Here is a 26986-nt window from a genome sequence, read left to right as displayed (position 1 = left end):
TTTACTAAATTTTCATTTCCATCTGGAGTCAAAGAAGCAATAGCTGAACCAGAAATAGTCAAAACCACATCATAGTTACCATCATTGGTAAGATCAATCATCTGTACAGGTCAGTCACTCATTTTGATCTGGGAGTAATGCAATTTTGTGGGATGACCCCACAAAACTGCATTGCCCCCTAACAATTGTTTGTAATTATTATCTCTAAATGTTAACAATAGATACTCCTTTAGACAGATCAAAAAATAGTCGCAAGGAACTGTACAAACCTCTTGCCAAAATTATACAATTGTGTATTGTATAACAAATTACAAATTTTGGTTGTTTTGGCAGGTAAGTTATGAGGCGATTGTTAAGTTTCGTAAATAGCGTTAATATTAAGAAGACATTAGGAAATATGCTTCTTATATATGGGTGACTCAAATTCACCAAGTGCTGAGTTGCTAAAGTCAGTCTTGGAGCCGCTGTTAGAGGATTTTGAATATTGGTTTGCGCGATCACGTCAATTATTAGAAAATGAGAAAATCTCATTTATGAGTGAACAGGAACAATCTGATTTACTCAACCGAGTTACGCAAGCACAAGCAGAATTAAATACTTCCAAAATGCTATTTGCTGTAACTGGTAAAAAAGTGGGACTGGATATGGCTACATTAATGCCTTGGCATCAATTATTAGGCGAATGTTGGAAAGTTGGTATGCGTTACCGTCAATCACAGCATGAGTGATCTTTATGGTCATAAATCCCAACATTAGGACAAAGACCTTAACATTATTTTCATAAAAAAATAATGTATACCATGTTACGTTAATCTGAATAAGATTACAAAATATCACAACACAAATAAATAACTTAACTTTTGTTTTCCCTGTAAATTGCAGGTAAAGAAAAGTTGAGGACTACGATATAAAACTTTAGATTTTGTAAAATTTGTTGCCCCTGGAGGATAATTTTATGTTACACCTGCTCTACGTTTTAGCTTTTACCGTTTTAGCGTTTATTGCTGTCAGTAATTTAATTCGTAACCTAGTCATGTTCAGTTTTGATCGGGAGCGACCTTATCCAAATACATCCTCTGCGGGGAATAAAGGTAGCTTTGGTTATTATGGAGCAAAAAGACAATCTGTACCTCATCCAGAATTATTAGATAATTCCGGTAATTTAATTAAAGAACCGCTTTTGGTAATGCGTTCTATTAATGTGGATGATGCGCGTCAACAGTTGGATGCTTTATATGAATCTTCTCCTGGTCAAAAAATTGAACGTTCAGAAGATGCTTAATTACAGCAGGAGTCAGGAGTCAGGGGTCAGGAGTAAAACTGGCTTGGTGTATAGGTTTCAATTTAGATTCTGTACCTCACTTATCTGCAATCTGCTGTAATTCAATAATTATTTTTATAATTTGGGAATCTGTAGGGGTTTAGCAATGTGCTTTACCCCTACTTTTGTTATAATATTAATATTAATATTAATATTAATTATTGACAAATAAGCTGTTACACAGCTAAATTGTATAATCCTAATATTCTGAACTCTTATTTAACAGGCAAGATGCCTGTTCCACTTATACAAATTAAATGCACAACAGCTTAATGCACTCAAAAAAAGGGTGAATTAAAACAAGATTCTCAAGTTATGGTTTCCACTTCAGAAGATGAAATAGAAAAAATATCAGGTGATTTTCAGTGGTTAGTTGCTGATATAGGTATAGGCAATAATCATTTCTTTGAGAGCATCTTGTAACATATCTCTACATTCTTCTAATGTTTCTCCTTCTGTAATGACTTCTTGCCATTCAATTAGTTGTCCCATATATCCGCTATTGGTTTTAGTATATTTTGCAGTGTATGTAGTTAGCATAAGGCTTTAATTATGAAGTCTTTGATAGATTATTATAACTTATTTTTTTGTCAGAATCAGGATGTCCAGGATTAAAGGATTAACAGGATGTTTATCAAAAAAATCTGCGTTTATCTGTGTTCATCTGATTATACCCAGATCCCCGACTTCTTCAAGAAGTCGGGGATCTATGAACTAATCTAAGCTTCAATTACAACTCTTAAATTCCCCCTTTTATTCGCAACTCTACAGGAAGTTGTACTCCCCACCCGCTCAAATTCTAAGTCAAGAATCGTCGCACCAACACGCAAATTATGCAACGATAAACGATTAATTGATTCCGGCAAAGCAGGGTCAATAATTCGTAAACAATTATTCTGTGCGTCTGGTACTAAATTCACTATCATTTGCAATAATTGAAATATACTACCTGTAGCCCAAGCTTGGGGACTACAAGCAACAGGATATTGCACAGGTGCATTATCTCCATTCATTTCATAACCACAAAATAATTCTGGTGGACGTTGATAAGATTGCTGAGAAGTCATATTAAACAAACCTTGAAATAATTCCAAAGCTTGATCAATTAAACCCAAAGAACGCAGTCCCATCGCAATTAAAGAATTATCATGTGGCCACACTGAACCAATGTGATAACCCATTGGATTATAAGCAGGTGACAAACTACTTAAAGTTCTAATTCCCCAACCATTAAACATATCCGGCGCTCGCAATCTTTCTGCTACACTGTAGGCTTTTTCTGGGGTAAAAATTCCCAAAGATAAACAATGTCCAGGATTAGAACTAATACTATCTACTTGATTTCCTTCCCCATCTAAAGCTAAAGCACAAAAATCTTGATCTTCTATCCAAAAATCTTTGTTAAATCTAACTCTGAGATTTTTAGCTTCTTCTAACCAAGTTTCAGCTAAATCTAGCCGCTTTTTCATCTTCGCTATTTCTGCTAATTTGATTTTTGCAGCATAGACATAAGCTTGCACTTCACATAAAGAAATCGCCCCTTTAGCTAACTCACCTTTTCTATTCACAATACAATCACCAGAGTCTTTCCAACCTTGGTTAACTAAACCACCTTTTGATTTACGATTGTAGCTAAGATAGCCTGTTTCTTGAATATTTCTATCAATCCAATCCATGGCGGATAAAGCATTTCTCCACAATGTTTCTAGGGTTTCTTGATCATGAGTCCAAGCATAGTAATCAGCATACAACATCAACCATAAAGGCGTTGCATCTACTGTTCCGTAATAAGGTGTATGGGGAATTTCTTGACACCTTGCTAGTTCTCCAAACCGTAACTCATGTAAAATTTTCCCTGGTTTTTCTTCTCGCCAAATATCTTCTTTTTTACCTTGATATTCTGCCAAGATCATTAAAGTTTCTTTAGCAATTTGGGGATTTAACATCAAAGTTTGGGAAGCGGTAATAATAGAATCCCGTCCAAACAAAGTGGAAAACCAAGGAACACCTGCGGAAACAGTTTTATATTTGCCAAAAGATTGGCGCAATAAATACAAATCTTGTTCTGCTCTTTCAATCACTCTATTAAAAAGACTTTTATCTGAGTGAATGCGGGTAATTTGTTGTACCCAGTTTTGCTCCTCCATTAATTCAGAAGCTTTTGCTTGTGCCAAAGTTGTGGCAGCATTGACATTAGAAATCGGTTGATTATTAGTTAAACTCTGCAACCGATAACCGAGTTTTTTGGTTTCGTGAGAAGCTAATTCTAAACGCCAAATTGCGGTATAACCTTGAAAATAATCTGGTAGTTGATGTTGGAATTGTATCCGGGATTCCATCACTGCACCATCTAAACCTTGATAGGCAAGGCTGAGGTTTTCTGAACAGTTTTTTAGTTCTGATAATCGTAATAATTTACCCCGGTTTCCTCGATAAAAACCACGAACTTCAAATAAATCTGCAAAGTCAGCATCAAAGCTAAGACTAATTTCAAAAGTAATGCTAGAAGTGCTGTAGTTAGAAATTTCTATTTCTTCAAATAATGCACCATTAAGGACAATTTCCCGATGAATACCAATAGTATCAGCATTTAAGTGATCATCAATTTTGGGGTTAGTGCATAAAACAGAGAGAGCAAAACCTTTATCAGCAGTGCTGCTTAATAAAACAGGCGATCGCCCATTAATTTGTAACTCTAAACGACTCAAAAATCGGGTATCAGCGCAAAATAAACCCACACTGGGATTCCCATCTTCTAGGGAACAACCGGAAATGTTCCCCATTGTATCTGTCACCAAAAATAAATCATCATCTTTAACCGTTAAAGTGGGTTGTGGTCTTTCACTGACAACGCAAGGCCATTCTGGAATGGGTACTTGTTCAGCAGGAATAAAAATTTTGCCATCGAGGACGATTTTCTCTGGGGTCATCAACATATCCGGTGTCATGAGCCAAATTTCCCTATACTGGACGCGGGACTGGGGAAGAGGCAGGGAAGCACAGGGCAAGGGAGCAGGGGGCAGGGGAAGATTAATAACCCAATCACCAGTCACCAATCACCAGTCACCAATCACCAATCACCAGTCACCAGTCACCAATAAATCTATACCTTTTACATCTGAAGTCAAGGCTGAAAACTGAGGATTTTCTAGGGTTTTATTCTTTGATCAGCAATGAGAGATACTAGAACTAGAAAATACTCATAAATATGTTTAGTTAATGTTTAGTTAATGTTTATTTAAAAAAATTTTGAGTTTTGTCAATGGTCAACAGTCATCAAACTTACCAAGGTAGTTTTTGGGTTAATATCTGGACAGGTGCTTTCTAAAGGTCTAGATTGGGCGTTTAAAGATATTCATGAGCATTTCGACTTCTGTGCTGAGTGATTTGCTACAGTCACTACCTTACTTGCGGACTCAGTTGTATTTCAAGGCTTCCCTAACTGCGCTCTCCCATGCAATGGAAGATCAGGTTTTGGCGACTTCCTTGGATCAACCGCTTATTATTGCTAGTTTTCAGCGAGAGCGATTTTATCGTCAAGAAGCTCATCGCTATCAACGCCTTGCCGAGAGAAGTGACCAAATATACGTATTATCTGCACCAGAAACAGAGTTTGCTAATAGTTCGGATGACTATGAAAAGGTAGCTTTTGAACCGGATGATGCTTTAAGTAAAGAATGGCATTTAGTTGTAATCGCGGATAATTATGCTACTTGTTTAGTATGTCGAGAAAGTGTGAGGTCAATTGCTAAAAATCAGCAGTTACCAGAAATGACCTCTAGTCTGGATATAGACACAGCGCGGAGATTTGAGGGAATTTGGACTTCTGACAGAGGAGTTAGTCTCAAGGCCGCAGAATTGATATTGCAAAGAATAGAAGTTTATAGACCCGATTTAGCGGGCAAAATTAACCAGGCACGTCAGAGGTTTGGTATCGGTTCAGTACCACTCAAGTCCCAACCAAAATCAATTAATGAATCCGCTTTTAGTATTGATACTGACCCTTTTGTACAGCGATTAGTAACTTATTTGCAAGCTAGTCAATATAAGCTGCATAAAGCTTATCGTTCTATTGCTGCTCAAGCTAGAAAAGAAAAGTTGATCAATTCTATTAGTATGGCAATTAGGCGATCGCTTGATCCACAGGCAGTTTTGCAAGTAGCTGCTCAAGAGTTAGGTCAACATCTAGAAGCTGATCGTTGTCTGATTTACCGCGCTCAATCTACTGATGACCAAGCAATAATTGAACATGAGTTTTTAAGTCCTGATGTTGTCTCAGTACGGGGACAAACCTGGAATTTGGCACAAAATCCTTTATTTCACGAAATTACCCAACTGGGTGAAGGTATATGTATTACTGATACACTTACAGATTGTCGTGTTACTAGTTCTACCGCACTTTCTTTAATTGTTAAAAGGTTTACTATTCATTCGTGGTTGATAGAACCTGTATTTTCCCAGGGACGACTACTGGGAATGGTAGAGTTACATTTTTGTCATTTACCTGCCCATGAATGGCAAGCTGGAGAATTGGATTTAGTTAAGGCGATCGCTACTCAAGTAGGTGCAGCTTTGATTCAAGCTGAAGCTTTTGCCAATTTAGAAGAACTAAACAAACAATTAGAAGCCCTTGACCGTACCCGCAGTAATTTAATTGCTATCACCGGTCATGAACTGCGAACCCCCCTCTCCACCATTCAAGTGTGTTTAGAAAGTCTGGCCAGTGAACCGGATATGCCTTTAGAGTTGCAACAGGTAATGCTAACTACAGCACTTTCTGATTCAGAAAGAATGCGGAAACTGGTACAGGATTTTCTCACTCTTTCTAACTTAGAAAGCGGGCGTGTGGAATGGCATCCCGAATCTTTGACTTTACAAGAATGTGTAGATTTAGCCCTTAGTCGCCTACGTACACGCTCCACAGCAGAAAAACCACCAACCATCAAAACACAAATTGCCGAAAGTTTACCTTTAGTTAGGGCTGATGGTGATTGGCTTGTGGAAGTATTAGCCAAAATTATAGATAATGCTTGTAAGTTCACACCCACATCAGGGGAAATAACAATTAAAGCTCATCAAAATAGTAATTATGAGGTAGAAGTGATTATAGCTGATACTGGTAGGGGAATTGAACCCAACCGCTTAGAAATAGTATTTGATCGTTTTTATCAAGAAGAGGGAGCTTTAAGACGGACTGCAGGAGGTACGGGACTGGGTTTAGCCATTTGTAGGCAAATAGTCAACGGTTGGAGTGGGAAAATTTGGGCTGAGTCCCAAGGTAAGAACCAGGGAAGTCAGTTTCATTTCACTATTCCCATTGTTCAGAGTAGTCAGGAGCTAGAGAAGATCAAAAGATGAGGAGACAGGTGACAGTAATAATGCAAAAAAGATCGGTAACAATGTTACATAAACAGAAAAACCAATGTTTCTGTAAAATTAGGTAAAGTAATATTTACACTTAATTTAACAAAAATCCAATACAACTGATGCAACTGCAACTGAGAGGATCAAAATCTACCCTAGCTTCCCTATTATTAATTGCTCCCTTTTTCCTCTGGGGTACAGCAATGGTAGCAATGAAAGGAGTCATACCTCATACCACACCATTATTTATGGCAGGAGTACGTTTACTACCTGCGGGGGTATTAATTCTCATCGCTGCTGCTTTCATGGGTAGACCCCAACCCAAAGGATGGTTAGCATGGTTATGGATTATCATCTTTGCTTTAGTTGATGCTACCCTGTTTCAAGGTTTTTTAGCAGAAGGTTTAGTGAGAACCAGTGCGGGTTTAGGTTCTGTAATGATTGACTCCCAACCTTTAGCAGTAGCTTTATTGTCCCTGTGGTTATTTCAAGAACATATTGGTCTTTGGGGATGGTTAGGGTTAGGATTGGGAGTTACTGGTATTAGTTTAATTGGCCTACAAGAAGAATGGATTTTTCACCTTCTCGATTCAGGGGTAAAAATTACTACTGATAATTGGCAGCAATTATTTAACAGTGGTGAATGGTTAATGTTACTGGCAGCTTTATCAATGGCTGTAGGTACGGTATTAATTCGCTTTGTCTGTAGATATGCTGATCCGGTAACAGCCACGGGATGGCATATAATTTTGGGGGGGTTGCCTCTGTGGGGAATTTCTGCGGTTGTAGAAAACCAACAGTGGCAAAATCTGGTATTGTCCGATTGGTTAAATTTGGGTTATGCAACTATCTTTGGTAGTGCGATCGCCTATGGTTTATTCTTTTATTTTGCATCAAGTGGAAATCTAACGAGTTTAAGTTCTCTTACCTTTCTCACACCAGTTTTTGCTTTAATATTTGGTCATCTTTTTCTTGCAGAAGTTCTCACCCCCATTCAATGGCTAGGAGTTATGCTGACTTTAATCAGTATTTATTTAATTAACCAACGGGAAAATTTAGCAGGACAAAATCAAAAAGCTACCATCAATGAAAACACTAATCAACAAAAACCAGTTTTAGAAGCATCTGTAACTAAGAAACTTTAAAAAATTACCCTAATATACTCCTTGGGAGATCAGGAAAATGAGGTATGGGTTTCATGCATTTTAACGTGATTTTTTGATGATTTTTGAGCGATAGCGAAGCGCTGCTGCAAGCAGTTCGCTATTGATCGGAAGTTAATCGCCAAAAGCCTGAAACAACGGATTTTCGTTCATGCACATCATGGTAAATTTGTACAGTGCGTAAGTCCCATTATCAATTATCAATTATCAATTACCAAACCATAGATAATCAACTCTATGGTAAAAACCGATCTAAAGCTGCTTTGAGTTGTTCAATTTCTACATCAATATTGCCATTTTCTGAAGCTCTAGCAATACATTCCGTTAAATGCTCATCTAAAACAATCCGCGCTACTTTATCTAATGCACCCCTCACAGCCGCAATTTGTAATAATACATCGGGACAAGGGCTGTTTTGCTGCACCATTGTTTTAATACCGCGAATGTGTCCTTCTATTCGTGATAGTCGGTTAACAATTCGCCGTAAAGATTCTTCACTATGAACATGAGGATGAACCGAGTTGACTGTTTCTGAATTATGATTTGTATGCTCGTGGTTGTGGTGGTGTGTGTGTTCTGCTTGCTGTGATGAAGGCAAGGATGTTTCAGCTAATCGGTTTGATGCTGTCATGAGTCCTGTGGGGTTTGGTATTAATTAGATCCTAGCCTAGAGTGATTTGAGATTGGCGGAAAAACCGTACTGAGTCAGGGTAGATGTCCATAATAGCTTGGTTGGTGTATGTTCCATTAACTTGATGACAGAAGTTGTTAGATCACAAGTTGGGTAAAAACTTCAATCAGCACAGATTTGTAAACCAGCTATAAAAATAATTGTAGCTAGATTTGTAAATAGATAGCAAACATTAGGCTTCTAGATTAGGTTGTGATTATGCAAATTTTTCAACTACCTCAGTTTATACGTAAACTCAGTACCCGTGTTTTAGCGATTTTTTTAGGAGTGGTGTTAACGGTTTCTTGTGTGTCAGTTTTACCTTCCCACGCAGAAACAGCACCGGATCAAGTGGTTGCCCAAAAACCATCTGCTGCTGTTGGTGCTATTGGTAACAGTAGCTTTGTCACTGCGGCGGTAAATCGTGTGGGTTCTGCTGTGGTAAGGATTGATACCGAAAAAACTATTACTCGTCCTGTTGATCCCATTTTGGAAGATCCGTTTTTACGAAGGTTTTTTGGTGATGGTTTCCCCCAAATGTCACCCACTGAACAGTTAAGGGGTTTAGGTTCTGGTTTTATTCTGGATAAAAGTGGGATAATTTTGACTAATGCCCATGTTGTAGATCAAGCTGATAAAGTAACTGTACGCTTGAAAGATGGCCGTACTTATGAAGGTAAGGTAAAAGGCATTGATGAAGTTACTGATTTAGCAGTAGTTAAGATTAATGCTGGTAGCGATTTACCGATCGCACCTTTGGGATCTTCTAGCAGTGTACAGGTGGGAGATTGGGCGATCGCTGTCGGTAATCCGTTAGGATTTGATAATACTGTCACTTTGGGTATTGTCAGCACTTTAAAACGTTCTAGCGCCCAGGTGGGAATTAGTGATAAACGTTTAGATTTCATTCAAACTGACGCAGCGATTAACCCTGGTAACTCTGGAGGTCCGTTGTTAAATGCTGAAGGAGAAGTAATTGGCATTAATACCGCTATTCGTGCAGATGCAATGGGAATCGGGTTTGCTATTCCGATAGATAAAGCTAAGGCGATCGCTGCACAATTACAAAAAAACGGTAAAGTTGCTCATCCCTATTTAGGGGTACAGATGGTGACATTAACACCCCAGTTAGCAAGACAAAATAACACTGATCCTAACTCTGCAATTCAAATACCAGAAGTGAATGGTGTGTTAGTGATCCGAGTTGTACCTAACTCCCCTGCTGCTACTGCGGGTATGCGACGCGGTGATGTGATTTTACAAATTGACAGTCAAACAATTACCACTGCTGAACAATTGCAAAGAGTTGTAGAAGATAGTCGTTTAGGTGAAGCGTTGCAGGTAAAAGTACAAAGAGGAAATCAACTTCAGGTGCTTTCTGTGCGTACTGCTGAGTTACAAGACATTTCTTAATATCCAAATCCCAAGAAAATGGGGATATGTTGAGGCATATCCTCATTTTTTCATGTTAAGTTTCTAATTAGGGTTTGCTGAAAAATTTATCTGTGAAGGCTAGGTGACTGGGGACTGGGGACTGGGGACTGGTGACTGGGGACTGGTGACTGGGAAGAGTACCCAATTACCAATTACCAATTACCCATTACCTATTACCAATTACCTATTACCAATTACCTAATTTTGAATTTCTGAAAATATGGCATCTAACAAAAATATTCTCAGCGAAATATTATCTTCTTCGCCAAACTTTTTTTCTCAACTGGTATTTGGCTTTCTGTTAGCTATTATTTCCAGTTTTGCAGGAGCTTCATTAATTCTCAGTTTATTTGTGGGGATTATGGGTGGTGTTGCTTTAGGGTGGTTTACAAACGTCAACGAAAATAACCCCCAAATACCAGATGTAGCTTCTAATGATGGCATTGATGCAGCACTGAAATACTGGTTATTTTTCATGTTCAGCTTTGTGTTTCTTGGTTATTCCGCACCAATAAGTATTTTATTTGGAGGAATAGCAGCTGTAGGTGGTGGTTGGATTATTGCTTGGTGGAGAAGTAAAGAAGCAACTCAAACTCAATTATCAGATGAAATTTTAGAAGAAGCAGAAATCCCAGAACCCAACGAGAAAAGTACCAGAGGCAGAAAAAGAATATCTACCCGTCGTTATCGTCGCGCTTCTGGCAGTTTCAATTTTCGCTTTTGGCAAAAATAGATGTAAGCATTCAGCTATCAGTTTATAACAGCAAAAACAAAGATTTAGCAGCATTAATTGAGGAAATTTCCACTTTGTATTTTAGCGTTGAAAGCTGAAAGTTGATGGACACCGACGGCTGAATACTTACGAGCAAAGGAACGATATTGAACGATATTGATGTTATTAAATCAAATAATACAAATTCCCAGAAACTTACAAAATTTGTCTCATTCTCGCTTGATAGTCCATTAATGCACCTTGAGTAATGACATTACAACCATTTCTCCTAGCGGTGGGAATTTGTCCGGTTCTTAAAGCTGTATACAATGTGTGGTGATCTACACCGAGAAATCTCGCTGCTTCTGTTAGGGATGTACCGGAGTTGATCATACATCCTCTTTTTCTTTTTCGGCTTGCAAATGTATGTAACATAAGGCAATGAAAAATGAGTTATTAGATCTTTATGTTGCTGGATAAAAAAACGGAGGTTAATGTTTTTTCAACAAAACTTGACGTTTTGACTACAAGTACAGTGGTAAGCTGTTACACAGCTAAATTGTATAATCCTAATATTCTCAACTCCTGTGATCAAACTTTTGTGATCAAACTTTTGACTTGATGCAAAACCTATCTCAATTATAGCTTTAAGCTGATTACTGATTACTGAATGCTGATGATTTTATTGTCCTAAATACGCTTCTAAAACTTTGGCATTTTTTTGAATTTCCGTAGGAGTACCGACTGCTAAATTTTGTCCTTCTGCTAATACCCAAACTTTGTCACACAAAGACATAATTACATCCATATTATGTTCAATAATTAAAAAAGTTAAACCATTTTCTCTGTTCCATTTGAGGATGCGATCGCAAATATCATCTATTAATCTAGGATTCACTCCTGCTGCTGGTTCATCTAATAATATTAACTTAGGATTTGTCATCAAAGCGCGTCCCATTTCTAATAGTTTACGCTGTCCACCTGACAAACCACCAGCATAGTCATTTGCTTTTTTTTCTAATCCTACAGATTCTAATAAAAACATTGCCCTTTCTTTATTTTGTTTTTCTTCTCTAGCGACAATGTGTGGTTGAAATTGCACTTGCCAAAAATTCTCACCAATTTGTTTTTGTGCTGCTAACAGCATATTTTCTAAAACTGATAAACGTGATAGAGTTTTGGGAACTTGGAAGGTACGAATTAAACCTTGTTGGGCAATTTGAAATGGTTGTAAATTGTGAATCGGTTCACCATCAAAAATCACTCTTCCTTTATCTGGGTGGATGAAATTGGACAGTAAATTAAATAAAGTCGTTTTACCCGCACCATTAGGACCAATTAAACCAGTGATACTACCTTGAGTAACTTCGATGTTAGCATCTTGAACCGCTTGAATACCACCAAAATTTTTACAAAGTCCGGTAGCTGCTAATAGGGGAATTTGGGGAGATTGAATATTATTTACCATGATGTTTTTATTCTCAACTTAACTTTTAATTAATTATTATCAACGTTTTTGATCAATTACCAATTTTCAAAATTAATCAAAATTAATAACTTCCGTTCCCAGTCACCAATCACCAATCACCTATTTACCAAGAGTAAGTTCCTCTTTTTTACCTAGAATACCTTGAGGTCGCCAAATCATCAGTACCATGAGAATTAGACCGATAAACATAATTCTAAAAGCACCGATACGTTCTACATCTAAAGGAACAATTTTTGGTAAAAATTCCCGTGTGAGGGCATCATAAGCGAAATAAATTACTGCCCCTAAAATTGTACCGATATTATTACCAGAACCGCCTAAAATTATCATAATCCAAGCGTCAAAAGTGAGTTGAGGTTGAAAATTATCAGGATAAATGGCGCTCAGTTGCCAAGCGAAGAAAGCACCAGCAATACCAGCGATCGCACCGCCTAACATCAAAGATTGTAACTTATAAGAAAAGACATTTTTACCTAATGCTTTGGGTACTTCTTCATCTTCACGGATAGCTTTGAGAACTCGACCCCAAGGAGATTTGACTAAAAATTCTAAGCGCCAAAAAACAAAAGCTAAGACTAACAAAGCCAATAACATTAAGCCCGCTTTAGGGTTGTAATTATACAATCCCACCACACCAGCAACATAAATAGCGACTGACAATAAACCTAAAATTATACCCACTACCAAACGGGAAGAAAATTCTTTTTTAATGGAAACAGTGACAGATTTTTGAGCAGTTGTTACCCAACGCCACAAAGAAAATAAAGTAACAATTGCAAGTAAGGAAAGTACACCAATCATCAAAAATCGGAAAAATAAATTGGGTGTGGTTGATAGAGGAATCGCATAACTTTGGACACCAAACGCCCCAGAAATCCAAGCATCACCTACTGGTAAATCTTGGTTATTCACCACCAAACGAATTAATTCCCCAGTACCAATAGTAACAATACCCAGATAATCTTCCCGGAGGCGTAGAGTTGCAAAACCAATAACCAAACCTAACAAAGCGGAGACAATTGCCCCAGCGATCGCCGAAAATAATAGAGGTACACCTTTTAAACTTAATAAAACTGTAGTATATGCACCCAAGGTCATAAAAGCAATATGACCAAAATTAATCAAACCTGTAAAACCCCACTGTAAATTAAGCCCTAATGCGAACAAAGCAAAAGTAGCAGTAGAAATAGCCAGAAAAATGAGATATTCAATCATAATTAGTCATTAGTTATTTTTACCCAGTCCCCAATCCCCAGTCACCACGATAGAAATTACAGGTGAAATAGTCAAGTTTTTGCGTGTTGTGCCAATGCCAGATGTGTAAATTGGTGATTGGTGACTGGGTTAACCTCCCTTTCTTCCCCTGCCTCCTGCCTCCTCATTACAAACTGTATAAGACAGAGCAGGGATCGCCAAAACCATAGATTAAACTGGAGTTTGATCAAGTATATGTGAGAATTCCCTCATGATGGATGCTAAGGCACTTTGGCAACGATACCAAGAATGGTTATATTACCACGAGGGATTAGGACTGTATCTAGATATCAGCCGGATGCGGTTTGATAACGCTTTCGTGGAGTCGTTGCAGTCGAAATTTGATAAGGCTTTTGCGGATATGGCCGCTTTGGAAAAGGGAGCGATCGCCAATCCTGATGAAAACCGCATGGTAGGACACTACTGGTTGCGTAACCCAGACTTAGCACCCTCTCCAGAACTAAAACAAGAAATAGTTCAAACTTTAGAACAAATCGAAGCTTTTGCAGATCAGGTACAAACCGGGGCAGTTCATCCCCCCAAAGAAAGCCGCTTTACTGACATTATTTCTATCGGTATTGGTGGTTCGGCTTTAGGTCCCCAGTTTGTCGCTGAAGCACTTGCACCCGATTTTCCTCCCCTCAACATTCACTTTATCGACAATACCGATCCTGCTGGTATTGATCGGGTTCTCTCCTCTATCGACGATAAACTGGCTACTACCCTGGTATTAGTCATTTCTAAATCTGGTGGTACACCCGAACCCCGCAACGGCATGATCGAGGTGAAAAAAGCCTACGCTGCCAAAAATTTAGACTTTGCTAAATATGCAGTTGCCATCACCAGCACAGATAGTAACTTAGATAAAGTGGCTCAATCTGAGGGTTGGTTAACAACTGTCCCCATGTATGACTGGGTAGGTGGGCGTACTTCAGAAATGTCTTCCGTAGGATTATTACCCGCAGCATTACAGGGTATTGATATCCGTGCCATGTTAGATGGTGCAAAAGAAATGGATGATGCCACCCGTGTTGCTAATATTAAAAATAACCCAGCAGCATTATTAGCATTATCTTGGTATTTCTCCGGTAACGGTAAAGGCGAAAAAGATATGGTTGTCTTACCTTACAAAGACAGCTTGTTATTATTTAGCCGTTATTTACAACAATTGGTAATGGAATCTTTGGGTAAAGAACAAGATTTAGACGGTAAAACTGTATATCAAGGTATTGCCGTTTATGGTAACAAAGGTTCAACAGACCAACACGCCTATGTACAACAATTGCGGGAAGGTGTACCCAATTTCTTTGCAACTTTAATTGAAGTTTTAGAAGATCGTCAAGGTGCATCTCCTGAAATTGATCCTGGTGTCACATCTGGTGATTATTTATCAGGTTTCTTATTAGGAACTCGTCAAGCATTGTATGAGAATAACCGCGATTCTATTACAGTGACAATTCCTCAAGTTAATGCTCGCACAGTGGGAGCGTTAATTGCATTATATGAACGGGCTGTAGGATTTTATGCCAGCTTAGTTAATATTAACGCTTATCACCAACCTGGTGTAGAAGCTGGTAAAAAAGCTGCCGCTGCAATTCTCGATTTACAACAAAAAGTAATCAAAGTATTGCAAACAGAAAAGAAAGCCCTTTCTATTACCGAAATAGCTGATAAAGCTGGTGCTGCTGAACAAGTTGAAGCAATTTACAAAATTCTGCGTCATCTTCATGCTAATAATCGCGGTGTGGTGTTAACAGGTGATTTAAGCAAACCAGGAACTTTAACAGTTTCTTTGGGTTAAATACAATCAATTCTCCTGTTAAAATATCCTGTTTTTACAATCCTCGATTTCTTCAAGAAGTCGGGGATTTTTAGTTTAATAGACGCTGATTAAAGTAACCATGAGGTAAAAAACATTGACGAAGAAAATATTCTTCATCATCTATATCACCACTTTTAAAAAATCCCATCTCTGGTTTTTTTACATGGGAAAAGGGAGCTAACATTCCCCATTCTTCCGCTAACCATATCCATTGTCCTGTAGGAATCATACTGATTACTGGTGTGACATAAGCTTCACCCGTAGCAATAGAAATTCTGACTCTGGAGGATGATTTAATATCAATTAAAATCCAGATAAAGGCTTCTATGGGAAATATATAATTGTGTTGTCTGGCAATTTCCAGAAAATTTTGTGGTGTAGTTGTTGATAGCAACTTATCTTTCAAATCTGGATATTTTTCCGCAATGGCTAAAAAGCCCCAAATTATTTCTTGATTAATCATTACCCAAGCTAATTCTTGTTCTGTAAAACTATAGCCATATTCTTTGACTATCGCTATGAACTGTTTTAGGCTGATAGTTTTAGTTATTTGTTTGATGAGAATTTCTCTAGAACTTGATAAGTTTAGAAAATTCTGCACATTATCCCATTGTAAAATATTAATTGCTGGGCTATTTTGAATCTTGTCTAACCAAGTTATATAATCATCCTCTTGCCAAAAGTTCCTGAGTATGTGTCTCATTATTCTCACTCCCAATTTTCGCTTTTATTGAAGTTAAATTTGGTAGAGATTCCCTGTTGTTTAATCTTGCCTTAATTATAAGATGTAAAAATTTCAACTGGTTGTATTTGAACTGTAATCAAAACATAAGTTAACATTTTGACATCAAACTCAGTTTTTGATACCATAATAATAGTGAAAATTAGAGTTTAAAACCATGACACAACTAACACCCAAACCACCAAGAAGAAGAGGCAGAATTTTTCCAGAACTGACTTTATCCCCTGAAGAGTTAGCAAAACGTGAAGCAGAAAGAGAAGCCTTTCATCAGCGTTGTTGGGCAATTTTTGAGCGTGTCCGTCCAGAATTAATGAAAGAACATTATAACTGGTATATTGCTGTAGAACCAGATAGCGGTCATTATTTCATTGATCAGGATATGGAAATTGCTAGTAAAAAAGCACGGGAGCAACATCCTAATGTGATACATTTTCTATTTCGCATTAATGAAACTGGGGTAACTGGTAGAATATGATACAGGGTTATCTTGGTGATGAGGGGCAGTTATTTTTTGAGATTGAATTAATTACAAATGATGGCTTAAACTTGCCTGTTGATGCTTTGTTAGATACGGGTTTCACAGGCTTTATTGCTATTAATAAACAAGATTTAGATGCTTTGAATTGGCAATTTATTAGTGAACAAAGAATGCGAACTGCACAAGGAATAAAAGTATTTGATATTTATTCCGGTAAGGTGATTTTGGATAATCAAGAGTATGAAATACCTGTTTATGCTGGAGATCAATTAACGGAGATTTTATTAGGTTCACGGTGGTTGGAGTTTTTACCTTTAATGGTGAATTTTCCAGCAGGTGTTTTAACTTTAGGGTGATTTTTTGCTACAATTAAAATAATTAAAAATAGGAGTTTAAAACCATGACTCAACTAACACCCAAACAACTAAGAAGAAGAGGTAGAATTTTTCCAGAACTGACTTTATCCTCTGAAGAGTTAGCAAAACGTAAAGCAGAAAAAGAAGCATTTCATAAACGCTGTCGGGCAATTTTTGAGCGTGTCCGTCCAGAATTAATGAAAGAACATTATAACTGGTATATTGCCGTAGAACCAGATAGCGGTGATTATTTCATTGATCAAGACATAGAAGTTGCCAGTCAACAAGCACGGGATAAACACCCTCATGCTGTACATTGTATGTTTAGGTTAAATGAAATTGGGGCAGTTGGCAGAATATGATACAGGGTTATTTTGGTGATGGAGGTCAATTATTTTTTGAAATTGAATTAATCACTACTGATGGTTTCAATCTGCCTGTAGATGCTATGTTTGATACTGGTTTTACAGGCTTTCTTGCTATTAATAAACAAGATTTAGAAGCTTTGAATTGGCAATTTCTGCGTGAACAAGAATTGATAACAGCGCAAGGACAAAAAGCTTTTGATCTTTATTTAGGTAAGGTGATTTTGGATAATCAAGAGTATGAAATTCCTGTTTATGCTGGTGATGAGTTAACAGAGATTTTATTAGGTTCGCGGTGGTTGGAGTTTTTACCTTTAATGGTGAATTTTTCAGCAGATGTTTTGACTTTGGGATAATTTTTGATACAATTAAAATAATTAAAAATCGGAGTTTAACATTATGACTCAACTAACACCAAAACCACCCAGAAGAAGAGGAAGAATTTTTCCAGAATTGACTTTCTCACCGGAAGAATTAGCTAGACGTAAAGCTGAGAATGAAGCAGAACATCAACTTTATAGAGCTATTTTTGAAAAATTACGTCCTGAGTTGATCAAAGATCATTATGGTTGGTATATTGCCATTGAGCTAAATAGTGGTGATTATGTGATTGATCAAGATAAAGAAGTTGCACATAAAAAAGCACGGGAAAAGTTCACCAATACAGATCACTGTGTTTTTTGCTTGAATGAATCGGGAGCAGTTGGGAGAATATGATACGAGGGTATTTTGGTGAGAGGAAGCAGTTATTTTTTGAGATTGAATTAATTACTAATGATGGTTTAAATTTACCTGTGGATGCTTTGTTCGATACAGGTTTTACAGGGTTTATGGCTATTAATACGCAAGATTTAGATAGTCTCCAATGGGAGTATATAGATAAAGAAATTTTGCGAACTGCTCAGGGTGAAATTAATTTTAAAAGATATTTAGGTAAGGTGATGTTTGATAACCAAGAGTATGAAATTCCTGTTTATGCTGGTGATGAGTTGACGGAGATTTTGTTGGGTTCAGAGTGGTTGGAGTTTTTACCTTTGGTGGTGAATTTTTCAGCAGGTGTTTTAACTTTGGCATAGGTTGAGGAAACGAACCACTAAGACACCAAGAGCGTGAAGATAAAAGAAGAAGAAAGAAGAGTTATTTTTATATTGCTAAATCGCGTAGGTAGTAGAATTTATCGTTTTTCCAGTCATTTCCTTTTTCTCTTCCTAAGTAACCGGTTAGGGGTGATGAAAGTTCTATTAATATTTCGTGCATTTCTTCAGGTTTTAATGGTTGTGGTGGATGTGATCCGAAATATGCACCATGTAAAGTATCAACTCCTGTAGATTCTATTCCTGCATTTTGTAGATAATTTTTGACGAGTTGGATAATGTGCGATCGCAATTTTATTTCTTGTTCTACTTTCTCTATATATTCGTTAATCTTATCATCTATTTGCCCCGGTTCTAAATATTTTTTTAATTCCATCAAATCTATAGCACCTGGATATTTGGCTTTTAGTTCTACTAATTTTTGTAATGTCATAGCTTTAATCACACTGGTTTTTGATAGTTTTGCAGATTTAATTAAAGACTCTTTTAGTTGTTTGGTAGGTTCACCCGGTCCAATAATTAAACGTAATGCTTGCAGATAATTTTCTTGCAGATGTCTTTTACCAATTCTATCTAATTCTTCCACTGCACGATCTGGAATGCTTCTACCTGCTTTACATTCGCACACTAAAGGATAAGGTTGAGAACAATATAAATCTAAACCTCCCGCACCTCCTTTACAAGATTCTTCTACTTTAAATCCTAAAAATTCTAAACTTTTACGGGAGATATTTTCAAAATCTGTACCCGCTTGATAGTTAGTTTTTTTCTCTTCAAATTCTATACTTCTATCTCCTAAAGTTGCTATGGTTTTGATCCAAGCTAAATCAGATTTTAGTGTATTTGTCGTTTGTTTGCTACTCCATCCTAAAAATACTCTAATTTCCTGTTCTAATTGTTGTGCTACTAGGTTATTATTAGCGATAGCTAATAATAAAATTTGTAATTCTTCTAGTTCAGGATGTAGGGGAGGTTGGCGGTTTTCTAGTTGTTGTTTACGCTGATTAAATACATGATCACTTAATACGGGTTTAGCTTCAGATACAGAAATGTTATTAGGTAAGGGTGCAAATTTTCCTAGTTTTTCTTGAATATTGGGAATAGCTGGAATTTCATAAGGTTTATCTAAATGATAAACTCTTAAATAGGCCAGAAAAAAATGCGGACGGTTTTGTAATATTTTTTCAAATCTTTCTGGTTTCCAGATGGTTAATTGAGATAAAATATCTAGTTGTTTAGATTTATCTGGAATTTCTAAAAATTCACATCTAGCCCAGGATTTAATTGTAACTTCCTCATAATTAACTTGATTGTTAACACTTTGAGTAGTAGCTAAAAAACTTGAACTGTAATATTTATCTATTCCTATTGTAGAAATATCAACAGGATAAAGGGCGAATATTTGCCCCAAATTTAGTAATTTCTGAGGTAAAGCAGTAATAATTTGCCCTTGTATTAAAGCTTCAACATCAGGAGCAGGTAAACACAAGGCGTTATAAATTGAAATTGATTTATTCATAATTAATTAACCAAATAAATCACTTAAATCATCAGCATCTTCTGTTTCATTCATATTTGAAGAAGTAAGAAATTCGTCTATAATATCTTCATCATCAACATCAGGCATATTACCCGATGGATCACTTAATATTTCTCTCAATAAGAGATTATCAAAAGTAATATTATGCTTAGAGATAATATCAAAAATCTGTTCTTCTGTTAATTGATAATTTTGTTGTTTTTGATAAAGATTGAAAATCGCTATCAATGGGCGTATTTGTTCTTCGATTAAATCTACATTTTCTCCCCCCTTTTGTAAAATCAATTCATCAAACAACCTATATGTTGCTGATTTTTTTTGCATTTGTTTTATTTTGGATTTAGAACGCACTAAACAACCACGTGTTAAATCAAAAGTATGATAGTCATTTAACCGTCTTAAAGCTGCATTTAATGTAAATTGAGAATCTTGGACAACTGCTACACCAATTTTTACTTCTTTACCATTTTCATTACCGATAATTTTGAATTTTATAAAATTGTTATTCTTGGATTTAGGTAAAATATCTTTGGTAATTTCTTCAATTATTACTCCTTCTAATGTTTGTCCTTTTAAAGTGCTAAAGCCAAAATAAAGAGCTTCAGCAATAAGAGCAGCATCCTCTATATATTCTTCAAATCTTGCTTCACTTTCTCTTGTAAAGGCTAGTTCAAACCTTTCCAAAGGATCACTAGGAAGTATTTCTTCTTCAACCTTAAAATTATCTGCACACCATCGCAAAGCTTCCCTAACACTAGGTTTATTTTTACCGTATTCTCTAAGTTGACTTTCTTCAAATGGATAAAGTGGATGGGGAGGAATTAAATTTTTTGAACTGTAATATTCTCCTAACCAAACAGTTGCTAATTCAACCATATAACCAGCATTAATACTATCTAAATTTAGTGGGTTACCTTGTGTAAATTTAGAAATCCTGTCAGGTGTACCACCTGGTATTGTCTTGATCTTGTTAGTCCATATTTCAGGCATCATTACAGTGAGAATAACAATGCCTTGGCTAAGTTCATAGTTTTCCAGAGTGTCATGGAGAATTTTAACTAAATTAGCAATTACGCATTCTGTGGGCAAACCATCCTCAGTAGAGTTGTTGTAAACATCGATTTCATCAAAACAAATAACTACTGGGTTATAAAAACTCACTAAATTTAAAATTTGCTGAATATTTTTAAGAGCTTCAGCTTCTCTATCTTGAGGAGTTTTACTAGGATTAGGTAATCCCAATTCATCAGCATTTAATTGAGCTAATTCCTCTCCAGATAACCATTTACTTGCAAAAGGGGCTTGGGTTTCTGAAAGTGTCCACAAAATAGCTCGAATAATGTAGGGATCTGCATCAGGTTTATTTTTAATCACCTGTTTTTGCAGGGCATTCATGAGATTTTTATTTTTAGTCAAACTACTTTTATAGGCTTGGTCAAATTTTTTGACTAACTCTGCTGGACTGAGTGCATTTTCTTTACCTTCATTGGCCATAGCTGCGGCTACTTCTTGCCACTGCATTACTTCCTGACTACCAGTTTTACTGAGACTATCTGCTAAAGTTTGCTGGAATTGGTACTTCACTAAATTTAAGTCTGTATAGTTACTAGCACCTGAATAAACGAATAAAGCGCCGCCTACTTTTTCTAGTTCATGACGAATACGACTAAGGAGATGCGTTTTACCAACTCCCTTTTGTGCAGTGATCGCAATTGAGGTTACTTTATCTTGACTAGATTTACTTTTCTTGACAACTTCGATGGCTTTAAAAACTTTATTAGAAGCATGACTATTTAAAGTAGGTACATCGGGAAATCCTTTTCCCCAAATATTCTGTTGTTGAGTAATTCCAGCGTTAGTAAATGGATTATGACTATTGATAGCGGCGTTAACAGCTTCTATGGCAGAAACAGGGGTATTTGTCATGATAATTTCTTAGGTGTCAGGAACGAAAAAGTTTAGAAATAATTTGATTAAATCAAGCGTTTAGCATAAGAACGTAGTTGTGTCCCAGGTATAGAAATTGAATCTTCCCGTTTATCAGGGGTAAAATCTGGTATTTCTCCTGTCATCAGTTGCAAAATATCATCAGCTTGCATTTCTACCAGCCATTTATTGAATTTTTCGCGGCTAACTCGTTCACTTATTTCTCTTCTAATGCGATAAATAGGCACTAAATCATCCAGGTTATATTCGTAATTCAACTTATCATAAACATCTAAAGCTACAGTCTTAAACTCCTCATAAGAACCAATAACCCCACCCTTAACCCCATTACCAGACGCAACCGGCGCACCTAACACAACATTAAGATCACTTATCCACCGCAACAGTGCATTAGCAGCCCAAGTACCAACAATAGTTCCCTCAAACTTAAACTCTTTACTACGCAAACCCGCACCCAACACCTCTAAACCAGTTGGTGATGTGAGAGTATAACTAATAGCAGAACCTTTTTTAGAGACAGCGATCGCTCCCTGTGCTTCCAAATCCTCTAAAATACCCTGATAGTCCGCCATCTTCTGACCTTTAGACACTACCCGCTTGCCTAATTTACCCTTAGCTACCTTCTGCTGACTTGCTCCCAAATCCCACAACGCAAGCAGCAAGCGAGTTTTAGCGTAACTTGCCTGTAAATCCTTAATCTTTGAACTCATGGTAATGTGTGTTAAATAAGTGCAACTATTATAATAGTGATTGTAATTTTTATGTCACCACAACTCAAAAATTGTTTATTTTCTCAATATTGCCGATCAATAACGCAAAATATCTACACAAAAAGCAACAGAGAATTTACCTAACTTATAAAATATCTGGACTGATGCAAAACAGAAGCAAAATAGCGGTAATTCATGAATTACTCCCCCAGAAATAATCAGATTTTTAGTCCAATCTTACGTAAGTCCTCAAATATATTGAGCAAATATTGGGCAAAGTTTTTGGGGATTGAGTGTTGCGATCGCCCCCCATAATTCGTTAAAATATCTAGTCTTTGGGATATAAACAAAGTCGCTTCTCGTCAAGCTACACTTTTGTAACCTATCCTGCTGACACCCAATTTAACGAGATTTTACAGGAAAAAAGAAAAACAATGGCCAAACGAGTGCAGTTAGTATTAACAAAAGATGTGAGCAAGCTGGGAAAATCCGGCGACTTAGTGGATGTAGCTCCCGGCTATGCTCGTAATTATCTCATTCCCCAGAGTCTAGCTACTCAAGTTACCCCCGGTATTTTAAGACAAGTAGAACGCCGTCGTGAACAAGAACGTCAACGTCAACTAGAACTTAAACAACAAGCACAAGAGCAAAAAGCAGCCCTAGAAAAAGTTGCTAAATTAACAATTGCCAAGCAAGTAGGCGAAAACGAAGCCATCTTCGGTACTGTCACCACCCAAGATGTAGCAGATGCAATTAAAGCAGCTACCAGTCAAGAAATTGACAAACGTGGTATCACCATTCCTGATATCAACCACCTGGGTACATACAAAGCCGAAATCAAGCTGCACTCTGAAGTAACAGCCCAAATTGATATCGAAGTTGTTGCCAGCTAAGATAGGTGACAGGTGACAGGTGACAGGTGACAGGTAAGAAGGTTATAGGGTAATGAAGAAAATTAAGTATTGCCTTTTGCCTTTTGCCTTTTACCTGCAAACTACCAAGTTAAGCTTGAAGCTAATATTTAAATCCTGCTGATAAATCCTAAATTGCTTATGGCTGAAGAACTAAGTTTTCAAGGTGATGGCAGCGATCGTCTCCCACCCCAAAACATCGAAGCAGAAGAAGCGATTTTGGGGGGTATTCTCCTAGATCCAGAAGCTATAGGAAGAGTACGCGATCGCCTTGTTCCCGAAGCCTTTTATATTAACGCCCATAGAGAAATCTATCAAGCCGCCCTCACTCTTCACGCCCAAAGTAAACCCACAGACTTACTTTCCCTCACCAGTTGGTTAACAGACAACGATAAACTAACCCGCATTGGTGGCAGAAATAAATTAGCCACCCTAGTAGATCGTACAGTTTCAGCAGTTAACATAGATGCCCTAGCAGAATTAGTCATGGAAAAATACCTGCGACGGCAATTAATCAAAGCAGGTAACGAAATTGTACAACTAGGTTTCGAGACACAAACAGAATTACCCATAGTTTTAGATCAAGCAGAACAGAAAGTATTTAGTATTACTCAAGAAAAACCAGAATCAGGTTTAGTTCACATAGCAGATACATTAATTAACGCCTTCCAAGACGTTGAAAAAAGACATGAAGGCATTGCTTTACCTGGTATTCCCTGCGGTTTTTATGATTTAGATGCCATGACTAGCGGTTTTCAGCGTTCTGATTTAATCATCGTCGCTGGCAGACCATCAATGGGAAAAACAGCATTTTGCTTGAACTTAGCTCACAACATCGCCGCAGGTTATAAATTACCAGTCGCAGTATTCAGCTTAGAAATGTCAAAAGAACAGCTAGTACAAAGACTATTAGCCAGTGAAGCCCAAATTGAAAGCGGTTATTTACGAAGTGGACGTATTAGCCAAACCCAATGGGACTCTTTAGGTCGTGCAATTGGTATGCTTTCAGAAATGCCCGTTTTTATTGACGACACTCCCAATATTACAGTTACACAAATGCGGAGTCAAGCGCGAAAACTCCAAGCACAACAGAACACAGAACTAGGATTAATAATAATAGATTATCTACAATTAATGGAAGGCGCAGGAGATAATCGCGTACAAGAACTATCAAAAATTACCCGTTCTTTAAAAGGTTTAGCAAGGGAATTATCAGTACCAGTAATTGCCCTATCACAGTTAAGTCGGGGAGTAGAAGCAAGGACTAATAAACGCCCGATGTTGTCAGATTTAAGAGAATCTGGTTGTTTAACAGGTGATAGCTTAATCACTTTAGCAGATACTGGATTACAAGTACCAATTAAAGAATTAGTAGGTAAATCTGGTTTTGCAGTTTGGGCATTGAATGAAAAAACAATGAAGCTAGAAAAAGCTATTGTGAGTAACGCTTTTTCTACAGGTATCAAACCTGTATTTACCTTAAAAACTCGACTAGGAAGAAAAATTAGAGCAACTGCTAATCACAAATTCCTCACAATTCATGGTTGGAAAAAACTAGATGAGTTAAGTCCTAAACAACATATATGTTTACCAAGACATCTATCTATTTCGGGTAAACAAACCATGACTGATTGGGATAAAATTGTCGCAATCATACCAGATAGAGAAGAAGAAGTATTTGACTTAACAGTTCCCAATTTACATAACTTTGTCGCCAATAACATCATTGTTCATAACTCCATCGAACAAGATGCAGATTTAGTCATCATGCTTTACCGCGACGAATATTACTCACCAGACACACCAGATCGCGGAATAGCAGAAGTCATCATAGCCAAACACCGTAACGGACCAACAGGAACAGTAAAACTATTATTTGATCCTCAATTTACAAAATTCAAAAACCTAGCTAGACCAAACAATTATTAATAATAACAGGTAATTGATAATCGGTAATTGGTTTACCCATTACCCATTACCCATTACCCATCACCAAATTTTATTTAATATCCAACAATTCCACATCAAAAATCAAAGTAGCATTAGGAGGAATCACACCACCAGCACCACGCGCACCATAACCCAACTCAGAAGGGATAATCAACTGACGGCGATCGCCCACCTTCATTGTACTCAGACCTTCATCCCAACCTTTAATGACTTGTCCTATACCAATTTTAAAACTAAAAGGTTGACCGCGATCGCGTGAACTATCAAACTTCTTCCCATTTTCCAAAGTACCAGTATAGTGAACTACAACCGTTTGTCCCTTTTGAGGAGTAGCTTCACCATCCCCCTTTGCTAATTCAATATACTGTAGTCCAGAGGAAGTAGTTACGACATTCGCATCAGACATAATATTGCTCGCTACTAGAGTAGTTTTTTCTTCAATTACAGCAGTGGAAACTGGTGGATTGTGACTTAACTTAGCAGCAACAGCAGTATCCTGATTACCACCCATTTGTGCTAATACCAAAGCCACAACACACACCAGCATGAATACCACGCTCAAAAAAATTCCTTTCAAAATCAGCCCTCCCTATATAGGTAGCTTGGTAAACAGATTACCAACAGGACAGAAACCAGTTTAAAACACAATCCGCACTCTAACGCCACAGCTTATTTTCCAAATCCCGCACCTGACGCTCCAAACGATCAATTCTTCCCCGCAGTTCATCCACCTCAGACTGACGAGCAACCCCCAAATCTTGCATCATATTCCGCATCTGCCGTTGCATCTGCACTTCCCAATTACCCTGCTCCGACTTCAACTGCTGCACAATATCATCCATCACCACCTTAGCTTGCTCAGGATTCAACTTCCCATCCTTCACCAATTCATCACCTACCTGTTTAAGCTTATCAGCAACCAAAGATGTAGTTCCTAAGCCTAACATCATTAACTGTTCCAACCAGTTATTGCTATCCATACATCCTTCCTATTTATTTGATATATAACCAGCAGACCTTCCATCCTGAACCCCAAAAGACCATCCTGAATGCCCACTGATCCTAGCTTACAGATATATTTTGGCAAATTTGACCACATCAGCAAATTAACCTCACCACTTCAAAAACTCAAATAGATCACAAAATCCAACCCTTTCTCCTCCCCTCTGCACAAATAATGGTAGTCCCAACAGCACCAAACCCTGTTCCAGTAAAGCTTTCAACCCATTCCCCAAAAAGTCTAAAAAATTTTTGAAAAAGTAGTTGACATTCCCAGAGAGGTCAGCTATATTAAATGAGGTGAGGCAAACGAAGCCCACCACTGAACCGAGACAAAATAATACTTTGAAAGAAAAAAGACGACCATTCCTCGTCAAAGAAATTTAACTAACGAATTCTGGCGATAAAAAAGGAATTCGGAAGTAAAACAAAAATAAAAGAGCTAAACAAACTTAACAAAACGGAGAGTTTGATCCTGGCTCAGGATGAACGCTGGCGGTATGCTTAACACATGCAAGTCGAACGGGATCTTAGGATCTAGTGGCGGACGGGTGAGTAACGCGTGAGAATTTGGCTTCAGGTCGGGGACAACAGTTGGAAACGACTGCTAATACCGGATGTGCCGGAAGGTGAAAGATTTATCGCCTGAAGATAAGCTCGCGTCT

28 protein-coding genes and 1 rRNA gene are annotated in these 26986 nt (G+C 37.4%); 17 read left to right on the top strand and 12 right to left on the bottom strand.

Annotated features, from left to right (window positions below; translation table 11 throughout):
• Positions 1 to 410: 410 nt before the first annotated feature.
• Positions 411 to 728, top strand: a complete 318-nt coding sequence (locus H6F45_RS15985; RefSeq protein WP_096571220.1) for a DUF2605 domain-containing protein — start codon at positions 411 to 413, stop codon at positions 726 to 728.
• Between the two features lie 227 nt (positions 729 to 955).
• Complete coding sequence (locus H6F45_RS15980; protein WP_187039610.1) at positions 956 to 1282, top strand: DUF2973 domain-containing protein; 327 nt, start codon at positions 956 to 958, stop codon at positions 1280 to 1282.
• A 408-nt stretch (positions 1283 to 1690) separates the two neighbouring features.
• Here H6F45_RS15980 and H6F45_RS15975 read toward each other — a convergent pair whose 3' ends face one another.
• The gene (locus H6F45_RS15975) at positions 1691 to 1861 is read right to left on the bottom strand and encodes a type II toxin-antitoxin system HicB family antitoxin (RefSeq protein WP_137666460.1); all 171 of its coding nucleotides are present in this window, start codon (positions 1859 to 1861) and stop codon (positions 1691 to 1693) included.
• Between the two features lie 179 nt (positions 1862 to 2040).
• Positions 2041 to 4269, bottom strand: a complete 2229-nt coding sequence (locus H6F45_RS15970; RefSeq protein ID WP_137666459.1) for an amylo-alpha-1,6-glucosidase — start codon at positions 4267 to 4269, stop codon at positions 2041 to 2043.
• Here H6F45_RS15970 and H6F45_RS15965 point away from each other — a divergent pair.
• The 3 genes from H6F45_RS15965 to H6F45_RS15955 all read left to right on the top strand — a co-directional run bounded on the left by H6F45_RS15965 (position 4268) and on the right by H6F45_RS15955 (position 7830).
• Positions 4268 to 4462: a hypothetical protein gene (locus H6F45_RS15965; protein WP_137666458.1), complete on the top strand. Its 195-nt coding sequence runs from the start codon at positions 4268 to 4270 to the stop codon at positions 4460 to 4462. The two genes, H6F45_RS15970 and H6F45_RS15965, sit on opposite strands and share 2 nt — an antisense overlap.
• Positions 4463 to 4678: 216 nt before the next feature.
• Positions 4679 to 6679: a DICT sensory domain-containing protein gene (locus tag H6F45_RS15960; RefSeq protein WP_190347668.1), complete on the top strand. Its 2001-nt coding sequence runs from the start codon at positions 4679 to 4681 to the stop codon at positions 6677 to 6679.
• Between the two features lie 128 nt (positions 6680 to 6807).
• Positions 6808 to 7830, top strand: coding sequence for a DMT family transporter (locus tag H6F45_RS15955; RefSeq protein ID WP_190347667.1), 1023 nt, complete (start codon positions 6808 to 6810; stop codon positions 7828 to 7830).
• Between the two features lie 253 nt (positions 7831 to 8083).
• On the opposite strand, the gene H6F45_RS15950 is transcribed toward H6F45_RS15955, so the two are convergent.
• A complete protein-coding gene (locus H6F45_RS15950; protein ID WP_096571228.1) occupies positions 8084 to 8479 on the bottom strand; it encodes a metal-sensing transcriptional repressor in 396 nt (131 codons plus the stop codon).
• A gap of 258 nt (positions 8480 to 8737) precedes the next feature.
• Between H6F45_RS15950 and H6F45_RS15945 the strand changes: the two genes are divergently transcribed.
• Together H6F45_RS15945 and H6F45_RS15940 are read left to right on the top strand one after the other, a co-directional pair.
• Positions 8738 to 9931 (top strand): HhoA/HhoB/HtrA family serine endopeptidase, encoded by a 1194-nt coding sequence (locus tag H6F45_RS15945; RefSeq protein WP_096571230.1) that lies wholly within the window; start codon positions 8738 to 8740, stop codon positions 9929 to 9931.
• A 241-nt stretch (positions 9932 to 10172) separates the two neighbouring features.
• Positions 10173 to 10685: a hypothetical protein gene (locus H6F45_RS15940; RefSeq protein WP_096571232.1), complete on the top strand. Its 513-nt coding sequence runs from the start codon at positions 10173 to 10175 to the stop codon at positions 10683 to 10685.
• Between the two features lie 195 nt (positions 10686 to 10880).
• Here H6F45_RS15940 and H6F45_RS15935 read toward each other — a convergent pair whose 3' ends face one another.
• The 3 genes from H6F45_RS15935 to H6F45_RS15925 all read right to left on the bottom strand — a co-directional run bounded on the left by H6F45_RS15935 (position 10881) and on the right by H6F45_RS15925 (position 13368).
• The gene (locus H6F45_RS15935; RefSeq protein ID WP_242027397.1) at positions 10881 to 11099 is read right to left on the bottom strand and encodes a helix-turn-helix domain-containing protein; all 219 of its coding nucleotides are present in this window, start codon (positions 11097 to 11099) and stop codon (positions 10881 to 10883) included.
• Between the two features lie 247 nt (positions 11100 to 11346).
• Positions 11347 to 12132, bottom strand: a complete 786-nt coding sequence (locus H6F45_RS15930; RefSeq protein ID WP_137669118.1) for an ABC transporter ATP-binding protein — start codon at positions 12130 to 12132, stop codon at positions 11347 to 11349.
• 120 nt (positions 12133 to 12252) lie between these two features.
• Entirely contained in the window at positions 12253 to 13368 is a 1116-nt protein-coding gene (locus H6F45_RS15925; protein ID WP_096571238.1) for a branched-chain amino acid ABC transporter permease, read from the bottom strand.
• A 253-nt stretch (positions 13369 to 13621) separates the two neighbouring features.
• On the opposite strand from H6F45_RS15925, the gene H6F45_RS15920 reads away from it, so the two are divergent.
• A complete protein-coding gene (locus tag H6F45_RS15920) occupies positions 13622 to 15208 on the top strand; it encodes a glucose-6-phosphate isomerase (RefSeq protein WP_190347687.1) in 1587 nt (528 codons plus the stop codon).
• 70 nt (positions 15209 to 15278) lie between these two features.
• On the opposite strand, the gene H6F45_RS15915 is transcribed toward H6F45_RS15920, so the two are convergent.
• Positions 15279 to 15932: a Nif11-like leader peptide family natural product precursor gene (locus H6F45_RS15915; protein ID WP_190347666.1), complete on the bottom strand. Its 654-nt coding sequence runs from the start codon at positions 15930 to 15932 to the stop codon at positions 15279 to 15281.
• Positions 15933 to 16128: 196 nt separating this feature from the next.
• Here H6F45_RS15915 and H6F45_RS15910 point away from each other — a divergent pair, with 196 nt between their 5' ends.
• The 6 genes from H6F45_RS15910 to H6F45_RS15885 are packed head-to-tail and all read left to right on the top strand — an operon-like array spanning position 16129 to position 18246.
• Positions 16129 to 16446 (top strand): hypothetical protein, encoded by a 318-nt coding sequence (locus tag H6F45_RS15910; RefSeq protein WP_137668594.1) that lies wholly within the window; start codon positions 16129 to 16131, stop codon positions 16444 to 16446.
• Complete coding sequence (locus H6F45_RS15905; RefSeq protein ID WP_190347665.1) at positions 16443 to 16805, top strand: aspartyl protease; 363 nt, start codon at positions 16443 to 16445, stop codon at positions 16803 to 16805. The genes H6F45_RS15910 and H6F45_RS15905 overlap by 4 nt, the downstream gene beginning before the upstream one ends.
• Positions 16806 to 16849: 44 nt before the next feature.
• A complete protein-coding gene (locus H6F45_RS15900) occupies positions 16850 to 17167 on the top strand; it encodes a hypothetical protein (protein ID WP_096571248.1) in 318 nt (105 codons plus the stop codon).
• Positions 17164 to 17526 carry an aspartyl protease gene (locus H6F45_RS15895; RefSeq protein ID WP_096571249.1) on the top strand — a complete coding sequence of 121 codons (363 nt, stop codon included), beginning with the start codon at positions 17164 to 17166 and terminating at the stop codon, positions 17524 to 17526. Before H6F45_RS15900 ends, H6F45_RS15895 begins: the two co-directional genes overlap by 4 nt.
• A 43-nt stretch (positions 17527 to 17569) precedes the next feature.
• Positions 17570 to 17887, top strand: a complete 318-nt coding sequence (locus H6F45_RS15890) for a hypothetical protein (RefSeq protein ID WP_096571251.1) — start codon at positions 17570 to 17572, stop codon at positions 17885 to 17887.
• Complete coding sequence (locus tag H6F45_RS15885; protein ID WP_190347664.1) at positions 17884 to 18246, top strand: aspartyl protease; 363 nt, start codon at positions 17884 to 17886, stop codon at positions 18244 to 18246. Before H6F45_RS15890 ends, H6F45_RS15885 begins: the two co-directional genes overlap by 4 nt.
• 67 nt (positions 18247 to 18313) lie before the next feature.
• Here the strand turns inward: H6F45_RS15885 and H6F45_RS15880 are convergent, their stop codons facing one another.
• Genes H6F45_RS15880 through H6F45_RS15870 form a run of 3 tightly spaced genes read right to left on the bottom strand, consistent with a single transcriptional unit; the run spans position 18314 to position 22461 of the window.
• Positions 18314 to 19783 carry a DUF1802 family protein gene (locus H6F45_RS15880; RefSeq protein ID WP_137668591.1) on the bottom strand — a complete coding sequence of 490 codons (1470 nt, stop codon included), beginning with the start codon at positions 19781 to 19783 and terminating at the stop codon, positions 18314 to 18316.
• Between the two features lie 6 nt (positions 19784 to 19789).
• Positions 19790 to 21730, bottom strand: a complete 1941-nt coding sequence (locus tag H6F45_RS15875) for a P-loop NTPase fold protein (RefSeq protein WP_137668590.1) — start codon at positions 21728 to 21730, stop codon at positions 19790 to 19792.
• Between the two features lie 47 nt (positions 21731 to 21777).
• Complete coding sequence (locus tag H6F45_RS15870) at positions 21778 to 22461, bottom strand: hypothetical protein (protein WP_096571256.1); 684 nt, start codon at positions 22459 to 22461, stop codon at positions 21778 to 21780.
• A gap of 434 nt (positions 22462 to 22895) precedes the next feature.
• Here H6F45_RS15870 and rplI point away from each other — a divergent pair, with 434 nt between their 5' ends.
• Both rplI and dnaB read left to right on the top strand, forming a co-directional pair.
• Complete coding sequence (rplI, locus tag H6F45_RS15865) at positions 22896 to 23354, top strand: 50S ribosomal protein L9 (RefSeq protein ID WP_096571258.1); 459 nt, start codon at positions 22896 to 22898, stop codon at positions 23352 to 23354.
• Positions 23355 to 23513: 159 nt separating this feature from the next.
• Positions 23514 to 25301: a replicative DNA helicase gene (gene dnaB, locus H6F45_RS15860; RefSeq protein ID WP_190347663.1), complete on the top strand. Its 1788-nt coding sequence runs from the start codon at positions 23514 to 23516 to the stop codon at positions 25299 to 25301.
• A 70-nt stretch (positions 25302 to 25371) separates the two neighbouring features.
• Here the strand turns inward: dnaB and H6F45_RS15855 are convergent, their stop codons facing one another.
• Positions 25372 to 25899, bottom strand: coding sequence for an FKBP-type peptidyl-prolyl cis-trans isomerase (locus H6F45_RS15855; protein WP_096571262.1), 528 nt, complete (start codon positions 25897 to 25899; stop codon positions 25372 to 25374).
• A gap of 79 nt (positions 25900 to 25978) precedes the next feature.
• Complete coding sequence (locus H6F45_RS15850; protein WP_096571264.1) at positions 25979 to 26302, bottom strand: phasin family protein; 324 nt, start codon at positions 26300 to 26302, stop codon at positions 25979 to 25981.
• 476 nt (positions 26303 to 26778) lie between these two features.
• Here H6F45_RS15850 and H6F45_RS15845 point away from each other — a divergent pair.
• Positions 26779 to 26986: ribosomal RNA gene (locus H6F45_RS15845) — 16S ribosomal RNA — on the top strand; the annotation flags it as partial.

The sequence above is a fragment of the Sphaerospermopsis sp. FACHB-1194 genome, assembly GCF_014696235.1.
Lineage (GTDB): Bacteria > Cyanobacteriota > Cyanobacteriia > Cyanobacteriales > Nostocaceae > Sphaerospermopsis > Sphaerospermopsis kisseleviana.
The sequence above is the reverse complement of the archived record's forward strand: the minus strand, read 5'-3'. Positions and strand labels throughout refer to the sequence as shown.

What these genes read in the sequence shown, in the direction of transcription:
- H6F45_RS15985 (WP_096571220.1), top strand. Translation starts at nt 411, where the DNA reads ATGGGTGACTCAAATTCACCAAGTGCTGAGTTGCTAAAGTCAGTCTTG.
- H6F45_RS15980 (WP_187039610.1), top strand. Translation starts at nt 956, where the DNA reads ATGTTACACCTGCTCTACGTTTTAGCTTTTACCGTTTTAGCGTTTATT.
- H6F45_RS15975 (WP_137666460.1), bottom strand. Translation starts at nt 1,861, where the DNA reads ATGCTAACTACATACACTGCAAAATATACTAAAACCAATAGCGGATAT.
- H6F45_RS15965 (WP_137666458.1), top strand. Translation starts at nt 4,268, where the DNA reads ATGAGCCAAATTTCCCTATACTGGACGCGGGACTGGGGAAGAGGCAGG.
- H6F45_RS15970 (WP_137666459.1), bottom strand. Translation starts at nt 4,269, where the DNA reads ATGACACCGGATATGTTGATGACCCCAGAGAAAATCGTCCTCGATGGC.
- H6F45_RS15960 (WP_190347668.1), top strand. Translation starts at nt 4,679, where the DNA reads ATGAGCATTTCGACTTCTGTGCTGAGTGATTTGCTACAGTCACTACCT.
- H6F45_RS15955 (WP_190347667.1), top strand. Translation starts at nt 6,808, where the DNA reads ATGCAACTGCAACTGAGAGGATCAAAATCTACCCTAGCTTCCCTATTA.
- H6F45_RS15950 (WP_096571228.1), bottom strand. Translation starts at nt 8,479, where the DNA reads ATGACAGCATCAAACCGATTAGCTGAAACATCCTTGCCTTCATCACAG.
- H6F45_RS15945 (WP_096571230.1), top strand. Translation starts at nt 8,738, where the DNA reads ATGCAAATTTTTCAACTACCTCAGTTTATACGTAAACTCAGTACCCGT.
- H6F45_RS15940 (WP_096571232.1), top strand. Translation starts at nt 10,173, where the DNA reads ATGGCATCTAACAAAAATATTCTCAGCGAAATATTATCTTCTTCGCCA.
- H6F45_RS15935 (WP_242027397.1), bottom strand. Translation starts at nt 11,099, where the DNA reads ATGTTACATACATTTGCAAGCCGAAAAAGAAAAAGAGGATGTATGATC.
- H6F45_RS15930 (WP_137669118.1), bottom strand. Translation starts at nt 12,132, where the DNA reads ATGGTAAATAATATTCAATCTCCCCAAATTCCCCTATTAGCAGCTACC.
- H6F45_RS15925 (WP_096571238.1), bottom strand. Translation starts at nt 13,368, where the DNA reads ATGATTGAATATCTCATTTTTCTGGCTATTTCTACTGCTACTTTTGCT.
- H6F45_RS15920 (WP_190347687.1), top strand. Translation starts at nt 13,622, where the DNA reads ATGGATGCTAAGGCACTTTGGCAACGATACCAAGAATGGTTATATTAC.
- H6F45_RS15915 (WP_190347666.1), bottom strand. Translation starts at nt 15,932, where the DNA reads ATGAGACACATACTCAGGAACTTTTGGCAAGAGGATGATTATATAACT.
- H6F45_RS15910 (WP_137668594.1), top strand. Translation starts at nt 16,129, where the DNA reads ATGACACAACTAACACCCAAACCACCAAGAAGAAGAGGCAGAATTTTT.
- H6F45_RS15905 (WP_190347665.1), top strand. Translation starts at nt 16,443, where the DNA reads ATGATACAGGGTTATCTTGGTGATGAGGGGCAGTTATTTTTTGAGATT.
- H6F45_RS15900 (WP_096571248.1), top strand. Translation starts at nt 16,850, where the DNA reads ATGACTCAACTAACACCCAAACAACTAAGAAGAAGAGGTAGAATTTTT.
- H6F45_RS15895 (WP_096571249.1), top strand. Translation starts at nt 17,164, where the DNA reads ATGATACAGGGTTATTTTGGTGATGGAGGTCAATTATTTTTTGAAATT.
- H6F45_RS15890 (WP_096571251.1), top strand. Translation starts at nt 17,570, where the DNA reads ATGACTCAACTAACACCAAAACCACCCAGAAGAAGAGGAAGAATTTTT.
- H6F45_RS15885 (WP_190347664.1), top strand. Translation starts at nt 17,884, where the DNA reads ATGATACGAGGGTATTTTGGTGAGAGGAAGCAGTTATTTTTTGAGATT.
- H6F45_RS15880 (WP_137668591.1), bottom strand. Translation starts at nt 19,783, where the DNA reads ATGAATAAATCAATTTCAATTTATAACGCCTTGTGTTTACCTGCTCCT.
- H6F45_RS15875 (WP_137668590.1), bottom strand. Translation starts at nt 21,730, where the DNA reads ATGACAAATACCCCTGTTTCTGCCATAGAAGCTGTTAACGCCGCTATC.
- H6F45_RS15870 (WP_096571256.1), bottom strand. Translation starts at nt 22,461, where the DNA reads ATGAGTTCAAAGATTAAGGATTTACAGGCAAGTTACGCTAAAACTCGC.
- rplI (WP_096571258.1), top strand. Translation starts at nt 22,896, where the DNA reads ATGGCCAAACGAGTGCAGTTAGTATTAACAAAAGATGTGAGCAAGCTG.
- dnaB (WP_190347663.1), top strand. Translation starts at nt 23,514, where the DNA reads ATGGCTGAAGAACTAAGTTTTCAAGGTGATGGCAGCGATCGTCTCCCA.
- H6F45_RS15850 (WP_096571264.1), bottom strand. Translation starts at nt 26,302, where the DNA reads ATGGATAGCAATAACTGGTTGGAACAGTTAATGATGTTAGGCTTAGGA.